Source organism: Kosmotoga arenicorallina S304, from assembly GCF_001636545.1.
Lineage (GTDB): Bacteria > Thermotogota > Thermotogae > Petrotogales > Kosmotogaceae > Kosmotoga_B > Kosmotoga_B arenicorallina.
In genome coordinates, this window is sequence record NZ_JFHK01000002.1 from 277,614 (window position 1) to 289,904 (window position 12,291).

8 protein-coding genes are annotated in these 12,291 nt (G+C 38.8%); all 8 read left to right on the forward strand.

What is annotated here, in order from left to right; genetic code table 11:
• Positions 1–28: 28 nt before the first annotated feature.
• Positions 29–1,414 (forward strand): ABC transporter substrate-binding protein, encoded by a 1,386-nt coding sequence (locus AT15_RS01570; protein WP_068345650.1) that lies wholly within the window; start codon positions 29–31, stop codon positions 1,412–1,414.
• Between the two features lie 87 nt (positions 1,415–1,501).
• On the forward strand, positions 1,502–4,483 hold the full coding sequence (locus tag AT15_RS01575; RefSeq protein ID WP_068345652.1) for an extracellular solute-binding protein: 2,982 nt from the start codon (positions 1,502–1,504) through the stop codon (positions 4,481–4,483).
• Positions 4,476–5,363, forward strand: coding sequence for a carbohydrate ABC transporter permease (locus AT15_RS01580; RefSeq protein WP_068345654.1), 888 nt, complete (start codon positions 4,476–4,478; stop codon positions 5,361–5,363). The genes AT15_RS01575 and AT15_RS01580 overlap by 8 nt, the downstream gene beginning before the upstream one ends.
• A gap of 14 nt (positions 5,364–5,377) precedes the next feature.
• A complete protein-coding gene (locus AT15_RS01585; RefSeq protein WP_068345656.1) occupies positions 5,378–6,250 on the forward strand; it encodes a carbohydrate ABC transporter permease in 873 nt (290 codons plus the stop codon).
• A gap of 59 nt (positions 6,251–6,309) precedes the next feature.
• Positions 6,310–8,304 carry a YIP1 family protein gene (locus AT15_RS01590; RefSeq protein ID WP_068345658.1) on the forward strand — a complete coding sequence of 665 codons (1,995 nt, stop codon included), beginning with the start codon at positions 6,310–6,312 and terminating at the stop codon, positions 8,302–8,304.
• Positions 8,294–10,567: a DUF5696 domain-containing protein gene (locus tag AT15_RS01595; protein WP_201029919.1), complete on the forward strand. Its 2,274-nt coding sequence runs from the start codon at positions 8,294–8,296 to the stop codon at positions 10,565–10,567. The genes AT15_RS01590 and AT15_RS01595 overlap by 11 nt, the downstream gene beginning before the upstream one ends.
• Positions 10,564–11,418, forward strand: a complete 855-nt coding sequence (locus tag AT15_RS01600; protein WP_068345662.1) for a carbohydrate ABC transporter permease — start codon at positions 10,564–10,566, stop codon at positions 11,416–11,418. The genes AT15_RS01595 and AT15_RS01600 overlap by 4 nt, the downstream gene beginning before the upstream one ends.
• Positions 11,415–12,290, forward strand: coding sequence for a carbohydrate ABC transporter permease (locus AT15_RS01605; RefSeq protein ID WP_068345664.1), 876 nt, complete (start codon positions 11,415–11,417; stop codon positions 12,288–12,290). Before AT15_RS01600 ends, AT15_RS01605 begins: the two co-directional genes overlap by 4 nt.
• Position 12,291: the final 1 nt, after the last annotated feature.

A 12,291-nucleotide genomic window follows, 5' to 3' on the forward strand; every position in this document is an offset into this window, starting at 1 on the left:
CCTTACCAGAAATTGGAGGTGTATTCTCATGAAAAAAGTTAGATTTTGGCTTTCGTTAATTCTGATGATTATTCTTGCGGCGTCTCTTTTTGCTGTGAAAATAACCGTTTCCGTATGGAGCTGGGATGTCGATAATTACAAAAAGCTCGCTGAGGAATTCAACAAGTATTATCCAGACATCGAAGTTGTTATCATCGCAAACGAACCAGATGTAAATGGCTTCCTTACCGCAAAAGTTGCAGCAAGGCAACCTCTTCCAGATGTCGTTGCTCAATCATGGGAACCTCTTTCATACCCGGTGTCACAGGGTTGGGTTTACCCACTGAATGAATTCCTGAAAGACGACCCATACTATGATTATGTTCCAGACAGCGTGAAAAACGCTTTTAAGTACAACGACAAAGTATACGCTCTGGGAGAAAGATTGCACTTTGAAGCAATAGTTTTGAATCTTGATTTACTCAAAAAGCTTAATTTGCCTACTCCTGGATATGACTGGACGGTTAATGAATTCAAGAACTATTTGCGCCGGGCCACTACCAGGGAGTATTCAGGCATAAACCAGCTCTGGGAATTTGATACGTTCATGAGCGCAGTATTGAGTGATAAAACAACATTCTGGAGTTTTGATCCCGAAAAAAGGGAGTTTGACCTCGTAGATGGCGGGTGGATTCCGGCCATAACATTACAGAAAGAACTCAAATCGATACCCGGTCTTGTATCAGATGACCTTATAAATGAAGAACTCAGAAACCAGGGACAACTTGACGATTATCAGAAAAAATTCGGGCAGGACGCCGATGCATTCAGAGAGTCAAAGGTTTTAGCTGGATTTGAAGCAACATACGATTGGAGCTGGGTAAGGACTTTACCATGGGATTTTGACTATTATCCCTTGCCACATGACCCTCAAATAGGTATGAGGATACCCGTGCACATCAATTACACCTTCGTCACGGCTACAACGAAATATCCAAAGGAAGCCTTCTTATTCGCAAGGTTCCTTACATATGATCCGAGAGGAGTTATTGCCAGGCTCAATCTGTATAATACAGAAGAAAATGGAAGACTTATCGATTGGTTTGTGCCTGCTACAATGCATCCCGATGTACTGTCACATTTTGAAGAAATGAAAATACCAGCAGGCATAAAATATATGCTCAACAATCTCGATAAAACTGTCAGAATTGATATGTGGAAAACCGTTCCCGGTTGGTTCGAAATCATCTGGGATATAATATTCCCTGTTAATGAAAGGATAAGAAGTGGTCAGGTACAACCGCAGGCGGTTGCTGCTGAAACCCAGGAAAAGGCTAACCTCCTGTTAAAGGAGAAATGGAGTGTATTTGAAGCAAAACTCGCAAAAGCTGAAAAGAATTTCCAGAAAATAAGAAAACAAATCGAAGGTAAGTAGCCTTAATGCAGACCTGCAAGCCATAATAAGAATAATGGTTTGCAGGTCGCTTTTACTTCAAAACAACTTCATTGGAGGTCATACAGAGTGCAAAGGCTACTTTTAAAGACAATAATCGCTACCGCAATTATTTTGCTCATGGTCTTGCTGGTATATGCCATTGGTAAGATTGAATACTCTAAGTACCAGCAAAGTATTTTAAAGAAAACATCGGATTCCGAACTCCTGAGCCCTGAAGAAATCAAATTGTATTTTGAAGGTCTGCAGAGTTCTTTTGATGGCGTAATCGTTGATTCCAAAAAAGTTTTAAAGATAAACAAAACAATTGAAAGCGATGAAGAAACTTCCGTTGACTTTGAACTGGAAAGTAGTGGGGATTTCTTCATTATTTGCCGTGTTGCTTATCCTGAAAAAACCACCACCAATGGATTTCTGGAATTAACGGTAAATGGAGAAGTTTTCTACCAGATCATTATCGATACGTTTACATATTACGATTACACTGCAATAGCCTTTGATAGGTATGGAAACGAAATTGTACCAGAACAATACATATATTCCGACCCGATTTACAGCTATTTCAAAGATGCTAAAAGGGTTTCTGGAAAGCCTGTCTTGTTTTCCTTTAAAGCTGGAAAAAATAACCTTCTGATAAAAAACCTCAGAAGCAGGATTGAGATAGAAGAGATTTATCTGTTACCTTCAACACTTTTACAAGATGTCCCCGAGTATGAAGATTATTTGAGAAAAAATGGATTTAGCACTGAGCAGGGAAATGGATCTGAAAATATCTTAAAGGAAGCAGAAAATTTACTGGGAAAATCAGATTTTTTTATTTCAATAAACAATCTCCAGATACCGGTCATAACACCATACGAAGTATTGAAGAAAAAAATAAACGTCGTTGACCAGAATACCTTCAAGTATTCAGGACAAAAGATTACCTGGGTTATCGACGTCGATAAGCCGGGATTTTATAAAGTAGGGTTGAGGTACCAGCAGAACCTTAACCGCGGTGTTCCGGTCTTCAGAAGAATTTATGTAAACGGCAAAGTCCCCTTCTCTGAGGTAAGCGAATATCCCTTTGAATATACGGAATACGCTTGGAAAGACAAAATTATCTCTGATGAATCGGGTACACCATATTATTTCTACCTGAAGAAAGGAATAAACTACATTTCCCTTGAAGTAACAACAGGAATTTATGAAAACACCATAACCTTCTTGCAGGATAGTGTAAGAAAGATTCAGAATATCGCTCTGGACATTCGAAAGCTAATAGGGGTAAATTTAGATGAAAACAGAACCTGGAATATAGAAAAATACATGCCAAATGTTATTGAAGAATTAGAGACCATTTCCAGTGAGTTAAAAGCCCAACACCAGCAACTCATTGATGTGGTTGGCAAAAAAGGGCTGGCTTCCATTTCTGAAATGCTTGTAGTCGCCGACCTTATCGACAAAATCTTGAAGAATTCAAACAGGTTGCCCTTTTATCTAGATGAACTTAGTGAAGGCTCTGCTTCAGCTGTTCAAAGGCTTTCTGAACTCTCCATGAGATTGAAAGAACAGCCCCTGGGGCTTGATAAGCTCTATGTTTTCCAGGGAGAGATGGAATACTCGTTCAAATCCACTTCGATGTTTTTCATTTCTGCTTATGAAGAAATTCAGAAACTGTGGCTTTCACTTTTGAACAAGAACGAGGCTTATTCAATATACGAAGAATCAGCAGAACAAAATTTAAGAATTTGGGTGAATAGACCCGTTCAATATGTAGAAACTCTTCAATACCTTATCGATACAGATTTCACCCCTAAGACCGGGATAGATGTAACGCTTTCTGTTATGCAAAATGAACAGAGGTTAATTCTTGCGAGCTCTTCCGGACGCACCCCCGACGCCGCATTGGGAATAAGTAGCTGGTTGCCTTTTGAATTAGCCATTAGAAGTGCCTTATATCCTCTTTCTAACTTTGAAGATTTCTTCGATTTTGCATCTGAAAACATAAATATCGAGACTTTACTCCCGATGGTTGTGGAAGACAAAGTTTATGGCATTACTGAAACCCAGAATTTTTATGTGCTTTTCTACAGAAAAGATATTCTTGAAAAGCTCAACGTTCCCATTCCAGATAGCTGGGATGATGTAAAGAAAATATTGCCTGAGCTGCAAAGGCGGGGCTTGAATTTTTATATTCCAATGTGCGAACAGACAATTAAATACTTCAACACAACCGCTCCCTTTTTCTTTCAGAACGATGCAAGGCTTTATTCAAAAGATGGTATAAAGACAGCCTTGAATGAAGATAATTCAATCAAGGCTTTTGAGCTTATGACAGAGCTCTTTTCCATATACGGTCTTCCCGAGCAGGTTGCAAATTTCTATAATGCCTTTAGATATGGAAGAATACCTATTGGAGTAGGTGATTTCGGCTTATATGTAGCGCTTTCAAATGCTGCTGACGAAATATACGGTTTATGGGATATTGCGCCTTCTCCCGGCGTTGTTTCAGCCGATGGAAAAGTGGAAAGATATCAGGTGGCCAGCGATAGAACGGCAATTATTTTCAAAAATGCCAAGAACAAAGACAAAGCATGGGTATTTCTCAAATGGTGGCTTTCAAAGGAAACCCAGCTAAAGTTCGCTAGAACTTTGATTACCCGATATGGGCCTGCTTACATGTGGAACACAGCAAATATCCAGGCTTTTAAGGAACTTGAATTCTTTGAAGAATATCATAAGAGGGCCATTCTGGAACAATGGAAGTGGATAAGGGAAGTTCAGAGGCATCCAGGCGGGTATATGGTCGAAAGGGAAGTCAGCAATGTCTGGAATAGAGTGGTCATTGAAGGATATCCTTTGCGCCCTTCAATTGACAGATCGGTGATTATAGTCAACAGGGAACTCGAAAGGAAGTTGACTGAGTTCGGCTATCTGCAAGATGGCATAAAGGTAAAAGATTACATTATGTATGACACGATGGAAGAATTCTTGATCGAAAATCTGGGTAACGATGCTTATGAATACCTGATGAAAGCCAGAAAATTAAGAGGTGAAATAGATGACTAAGAAAGTAAGGAAGTATAATCACTGGTTTCTGATTTCGCCATACCTGATACTGTTCACTATATTCATCGTGCTTCCGGTGGTTATATCGATATACTTATCTTTCACTTATTTCAATGCCATTGAAAAGCCAAGCTGGATAGGGATCCAAAACTATATTACCCTCATGACACGAGATGAAATTTTTATGCAAAAGGTTCTTCCGAATACTATTAAATACTCTCTAATTGTTGGTGTTGGCGGATATTTGCTTTCATTTACCCTTGCGTGGCTGATAGCACAGCTCACGCCAATTCCCAGAACTATATTTGCACTCATAATTTATTCTCCATCGCTTACTGCAGGGATTACAATGACTGTTGTGTGGCGGGTTCTGTTTAATGGTGATCAGCAAGGGTATTTGAATGCGCTGCTTTTGAAATATGGCTTCATAGACAAAGCCATACAGTGGCTGCAATCTCCAGAATATCTTATGGATATCATGATTGTTGTTTCGTTGTGGAGCAGTATGGGCATTGGTTTTCTGGCTATGCTGGCGGGCATTTTGAATGTTGACGAAAGCCTTTATGAAGCAGCTTACATCGATGGCATACGCACAAGACTTCAGGAAGTGATATACATAACCATTCCGGCGATGAAACCTCAAATGTTGTTCGGTGCAGTTATGTCAATTGTCAATACCTTTACAACTGCAGGAATAGGAGTTGCTTTATCGGGTTCAAATCCCACTCCCCAATATGCTGGCCAGCTTATGGTTAATCACATAGAAGATTATGGCTTTTACAGATATGAAATGGGCTATGCAGCAGCTCTCTCCGTGGTATTGCTGTTGATAATCTGGTTCTTCTCGCGTGTAGCATGGCGATTATTTGGCGAAAGATAAAATGAGGTGGTATTATGGCGAGATTTTCAACTAAAACAAATCCCAAATATTTTCATAGAAGCCAATTGAAGTTTTACTTCATATTAATCCCGATTTCCGCGTTCATGATACTTCCAATTTTATTCATCTTTTCTCAAGCCTTTAAACCTCTTGACGAGCTGTTCTTATATCCTCCTCGCTTTTTCGTCAAAAGACCTACATTGTTCAATTTCTTTCAGCTATTTAATGCAGCGAGAGGCTCAAACATACCCATAAGCAGATATTTCATGAATAGCATTCTGACGGCCTTTTTTTCCGTTATTCTAACCATATTGATCTCTGTGTTCGCTGGTTATGTGCTTTCCAAGAAGAAGTTCAAATCGAAAAATCTGCTCTTTACAGTAAACAACCTCGCTCTGATGTTTGTCCCGATAGCGGTAATAATTCCAAGGTATATAATTGTTCAATCCCTTGGTTTAATAGATACTTTTATAATCAACATCCTTTCTCTTCTTGTTATGCCTGTTGGAGTTTTTCTGGTCAAACAATTTATAGATCAGATACCGGACTCATTGCTTGAGGCAGCTTTTGTTGATGGGGCAAATGATTTGCAGATAATATTCAAAATATTGGTTCCTCTTTTGAAGCCGGCTATCTCTACCGTTGGAATACTTGCTTTCCAGATAGCATGGAACAGTTCCGAAGCATCTGTTTATTACATAAACAATGAAAATTTAAGGACCTTTGCTTTTTATGCATCAAATCTAACCCAGGTAGCTGGTAACACAATCGCAGGCCAGGGAATTGCAGCAGCTGCTGGTTTGATAATGTTCATACCAAATCTTGTGTTGTTTATAATCATGCAATCAAGAGTTATGAACACAATGGCTAATAGTGGCTTGAAATAATCAGCAAGCCATCTGAATTTGAAAGAGAGGGCGATAAAAGAGTGAGAGGTTCATCCAGAATGATACGTTTTATAACTGTGATCGCAATACTTGTTTGTTCACTATCCCTTTTCGGGTGGAACAGCACATATTTGACATACACTCTCACCGGTAACAGCAAGTGGAAAGTTACACAGGATGCTTATGTTGTCAGCGAAGTTCTTTTTGCTGATTATGATTTGTACTATCCGGAAGACATTTTTATAAAGGACGGCAAAATGTACATTGCAGATTCAGGTAACGCGCGTATAGTCGTGTTTGATCTGGAAACAAGAGAAATAGAAACTATTGGTGATTTCAGTCTCTGGATGCCAACAGGTGTTTTTGTATCAGACAGGTTTATATATGTCGCTGACCCCGGCACTTCCGAAGTGGTCGTATTTGACAAAAAAGGAAAAGAAATCTCTCGTATTGGAAGGCCAAAGAACATTTTGTTCGGTGAATATGGAAACTTCATTCCCAGAAAATTAGTTGTAGACAAACGCGGAAATTTGTACATAGTGAGCGAAGGGTCATCAGAAGGAATTATTCAACTCGATATAAACGGGGAGTTTTTAGGGTATTTTGGAGCAAATAGAGTCTGGATTGGTTTTTTAGATAAGTTTATAGACCTGTTTTACACTGAGGAACAGAAATCGGTATTTTTAAGCAGAATACCCAAACCCTTCACGAACATAGCAATAGATGATAGAGGTTTGATCTATACCTTAACGCAGAACGAAAACGGGAATGCAATAAAGAAACACAACACACTCGGAAACAACATTCTTTCAAAGTCAAAGTCCAATCAGATGGTAGACGAACCGAATTTTACCGACATTACAATCACTGGTGATGGGCGGATATTAGCTCTAACTGAAACGGGATTGATTTATGAATACGATCCCGAAGGGAATCTTATTTTTTCCTTTGGAGGCCGTGCGATTTCCACAGAGAGATTTGGCTTGTTTTCTGTTGCCTCGGGAATAGCATGTGATGAAGAAGGCAAAATCTACGTTTTAGATAAAGAAAGAGGACTCGTTCATGTTTTCAATCCAACAGAGTACACGAACATACTTCATGAAGCATTGAACCTGTATATTAACGGAAAGTACCTGGAGAGCAAAGAAACCTGGCAAAAAGTTATGACCTACGATGGTTACCTTCGAATAGCGCATTACGGCCTCGGGAAGGCTTACTTTCAATCAGGTGAGTTTGAAAAAGCAGCTGTTCATTTCAAAGAGGCTTACGCAAAAGCTGAATATTCTGATGCTTACTGGGAGCTCAGAAATGCCTTTATTCAAAAACATATGGGGTTGTTTCTTCTTGTATTTGTAATAGTATTTTTCCTGTTTACCGTACTGAGCAGAATGAGAAGCAAAAAATCGAATGCCTTTCGTATTTCAATAAAGTCAAGGCTTGTAAGAGATGTTTTATATGTGAAAAACATGCTCAGACATCCTCTTGATACGTTTTATTACTTAAAGAGTGGGGATCATGGATCTGTTTTATCTGCGACTATACTGTATTTAATCTTTTTTATCGTGGTTTTATTGGATTATTTTGGAAGAAGTTTCATTTTCAACTTGAACGTATCAGATAGAAGCGTGGCTTTTGTACTGCTAACAACTTCTGGAATTACTGTCTTGTGGGTTTTTTCTAACTGGCTTTTAAGCTCTATAAACGATGGCATGGGTACCTTGAAAGACGTATACATTTTTACATCATACTCCTTCGCTCCATATATACTCTTTCAACCTCTTGTGATAATGCTAACGTATATCCTCACTTACAATGAGGAATTTTTGGTTGACTTCATTTCCTTTATCAACATAGGGTGGAGCTTTGTAATGCTCTTCACAGGGGTAAAGGAGGTTCACGATTACGATATCAAGGGTACAGTAAAAAACTTCCTCCTCACCTTAGGTTGGATCTTTGTAATGATACTTGTTATCTCAATAGTTTACATGCTCTGGGACCAATTAATAGATACGGTATACAGTATCATTCAGGAGGTGCTCTATCGTGCTCGCTAATAAGAAGCTCTTGTTGATACTCGGGGTTTTAATAGCCTTTATAAGTACATTTGCTAACAATACAGGTATCGACTATTTATCTAACAGATTCACCAAACCAGAGAAATACGAGAAAGTAAACTCAAAATTCAGCATTGCAAATTACTTGAAAATTGCAGAAAATGAATACATTGCGCTCTTTATAGATCCCAAAACAACCTCTATAAGAGTACTAGACAAAAGAACCGGTTATGTCTGGGGAGATGTTATCGAAAAAGAAGAAGCATATTTGAGTTTGAACAAAAGCTGGAATGCCATTGCAAAATCTGCTGTGCTTATAGAGTACTTCAACGAAAGAGGGATAATGGCGGTAAAAGGAAGCGCTGATAAAAATGCAAAGAGAAATTTCCAGATATTGCCCGATGGGGTTTCTTTCCAGGTTACTTTTGAAGATATAGATATATCGTTGAATTTCAGCATTAAGATCGATAAGGACAGCCTTATATTCAGACTCAATTCTGAAGATATTTCAGAAAAGGACAAATTCTCACTTGGATCTATCGTTTTTGTGCCCTTCCTTGGTAGTGTGCCGGAAGATGAGCTGGATGGTTATATTTTTATTCCTGATGGCCCAGGTGCGTTGATAAGGTACTCTAAATCCTCTAATTATTCAAATTGGTTTGAGAAGAGAGTATACGGCGAAGACTACAGCATTGAGAATTTAACGGTGCCAAACGATTTGAGAGCAAAAAGGCCCAATGACTTTCTTAGAGAAGAGCCTAAGGTTTTGATCCCGGTTTTTGGCATAGTGCATGGTGTAAAGCAAAATGCGCTTTTTGGCGTTATCAACTCCGGAAAAGAGTATGCGGCGGTTGTCGCTTATCCTAGTGGTGTGTTGACCGATTACAATCGGGCGGGTATCAAGTTTATTTACAGGCAAAAATATCTTCAGCCGACAAGTCGGAGCGGTACAGGTGTTCAGGTCGTCCAGAAGAAGAAAAACAACTTTGACGCAGAGCTCCAGATCTTTTTCCTAACCGGGGATGACGCGGATTATGTTGGAATGGCCAGATATTATAAAGAGAATTTCGCTGACGAGCTCTTTGGAAAACCGGAGACCGAAAACAAAAAGAAAATCTTGCCACTGGGTTTGACTGTTATAGCTTCAGACATTGAAAAGAAACTCATAGGCTATAACACCAAAAGCATAACAAATGTTGAGCAAATTAAAACAATCGCCAGGAAATTAAAAGAAGAAAACATAGATAATTTGAAAATTTTTGTCGAAGGATGGCAGGCAGGAGGAATTCACGGTAACAAGGTCGGGAAACTCTCCTTTGAAAGCAAAGTAGGGGGCAAAAAAGGGCTTATCAGCTTGTTAGAAAATAGTTTTCAAGAAAATTATGAAGTTTGCCTTGTAGATAATGTTGTTAAAGTTGGGGAGAAGCAAATCAATGTAAACAGGGAAGTCGGGATAAACCTTTCTCAATCTTCAATTTATAAAGAGCGGGATAATAAAGACCTGTGGCTTTACAGATTTTATTATTTGAATCCATCACTTTCGAGCAAATACATATTGGAGAAATCCGAAAAACTCACTGAAATAGGCTTTAAAAACCTTGCATTACAAGAATATGGAAGAAGTCTCTACGGTGATATGAGAATCAACAGAGAAATTACCCGGGAAGAAACTCTCTTTATGATTGAAGAAACTCTCAATAAAGCTAGCAAGACATTAGACCTATATTTCTTCTCTCCAAACAGTTACGCCTGGAAATATACAAAGGGAATTCTGGATATTCCCATGAATAACAGTCAATACCTGTTCGAAACAGACACCGTCCCCTTTTTGCAAATCCTTTTAAGTGGAAACATAGAATATTACGTGCCCTTTATGAATAACAGCTTCTTTTCTAAAACAAGCATTCTCAAAGCCATAGAATACGGCGCAAGCCCATCCTTTCTGGTAACCTGGGTAGACAATTATGTTATCAAGGATACTCCGCTTTGGGATTACCCTTCAACAAAATTTGAAGACTGGTTTATGGAAATAAAAAGGATATACGAAGAAATGAGCGAAGCTTTGAGCCCAGTAATTGGATCAAAGATAGTTGATAGAAAGGTTCTTGAATCCGGTGTGGTGAAAGTTGATTACGAAAACGGAAACTCGATAATAGTGAACTACACCGATAAACCCTATTTATACGAAGAGTTAATCGTTCAACCGCAATCTTTTCTGAACTTTGAACGTAAGAGCATTAATTCTGGAGATGATGATTTATGAAATTATCCAAGAAAACGCGCAAAGCACTGGCCGGATACCTTTATATATCACCATGGATAATCGGGTTCGTAATTTTCACGGCCTATCCATTCTTTTATTCGCTTTATCTTAGTTTCTTCAATTTGGATTTCACTGTGTTTGGAATAAACTCAACTTTTGTCGGGCTCAAACACTATATCTATGCTTTCAGGACCGATGCCAGTTTTCCTATACAGTTCTGGGATACTATAATAGATATCGTTCTGTCTACCCCGCTGATATTGGTATTCTCTTTGATAGCAGCCATACTTCTTAATAATAAGTTGAAGGCAAGGGCTTTCTTCAGGTTATTGTACTTCTTACCCGTTGTCATAATAAGCGGACCTGTTATTTCCGAGCTCGTTATTAACAATGCGGCTCAGATAGTAGATCCAAGAAAATATTTCATTTACAACTTTTTCAGTGTTTTACCTAATACAATTAGCTACCCTTTCATTTACATGCTAAATCACCTGGTTTTGATTCTGTGGTTCTCAGGGGTTCAGATAATTCTTTTATTGGCGGGATTACAGAAAATAAACGCAGGAATTTATGAAGCGGCAAAAATTGATGGGGCAAATAATTGGATCATTTTTTGGAAAATAACTTTACCCCTGATAAAACCATTCCTGCTAGTAGCGGCAATATATACAATCGTTGACCTCGCTTCTTTTGCAAACAATCCAGTAAATATAAGCATAACCCAGAGAATGTTCGATATAGACAAGCCATATTCCTATTCGGCGGCATTATCATGGATTTACTTCTTCTCCGTAATGATTCTAATCGGGGTTGCATTTCTGCTCCTTAGGCCAAGGGAGGAAAAAATATGAAACGTATAGCAGCCAGATTCATTCTTTACTTCATACTGATAAGTATTGGATACGCTTATCTATACCCTCTGCTCTATATGTTCACGACATCTTTTATGACAGTTGAAGATCTTGTCAACCCTACGGTATCGTGGATTCCCTCAAAAATGACTTTGGAAAATTTCAAAAAGTCATGGAACGTTTTAGAGGCTTCAAAAACTCTTTTGAACAGCGTATACTTATCAGCAATACCATCTATCTTGCAGACGCTGGTAACAGCCTTGATAGCGTACGGTCTTTCAAGATTCAAGTTCCCTCTAAAAAGATTGTGGCTTTTTTTGATTCTCGCCACTTTCCTGATTCCTACGCAGGTTACCATAGTTACTAAATACATGCTTTTCAGCAGGTTGGGAATCATAGGGAATCCCCTTGTCAGTTTTCTGCCAGCTTTAACCGGTCAGGGCATAAGAAGTTCCATATTCATACTTCTCTACTACAATTTTTTCAATATGCTGCCGAAAGCTTTTGACGAAGCCGCTGAACTTGATGGTGCCAATTCATTCCAGATATTTTATAGAATATTTCTCCCGCTATCCATACCAGCAATTATCACCACTTTCATATTCTCTCTCGTGTGGTATTGGAATGAAACTTTATTGACCGGGATGCTTTTGGGGAACGAAATAAAGACATTACCTATAGCTCTAAGGGATTTCGCAGCAAAATTTGCGCTTATGTTTCCTGCAGCAGATGGAAGTGCGGCCAATAGAATCAATGAAGGGATCAGGATGGCTGCAACAATAATAACAATTTTACCTTTGCTTATTACATATCTGGTATTGCAAAGGCAGTTTGTTGAAAGCCTTGAACGCACAGGCATTACCGGAGAATAAA

Coding starts and splice junctions, on each gene's coding strand:
- AT15_RS01600 (WP_068345662.1), top strand. CDS start 10,564: ATGAAATTATCCAAGAAAACGCGCAAAGCACTGGCCGGATACCTTTAT.
- AT15_RS01580 (WP_068345654.1), top strand. CDS start 4,476: ATGACTAAGAAAGTAAGGAAGTATAATCACTGGTTTCTGATTTCGCCA.
- AT15_RS01590 (WP_068345658.1), top strand. CDS start 6,310: ATGATACGTTTTATAACTGTGATCGCAATACTTGTTTGTTCACTATCC.
- AT15_RS01605 (WP_068345664.1), top strand. CDS start 11,415: ATGAAACGTATAGCAGCCAGATTCATTCTTTACTTCATACTGATAAGT.
- AT15_RS01585 (WP_068345656.1), top strand. CDS start 5,378: ATGGCGAGATTTTCAACTAAAACAAATCCCAAATATTTTCATAGAAGC.
- AT15_RS01570 (WP_068345650.1), top strand. CDS start 29: ATGAAAAAAGTTAGATTTTGGCTTTCGTTAATTCTGATGATTATTCTT.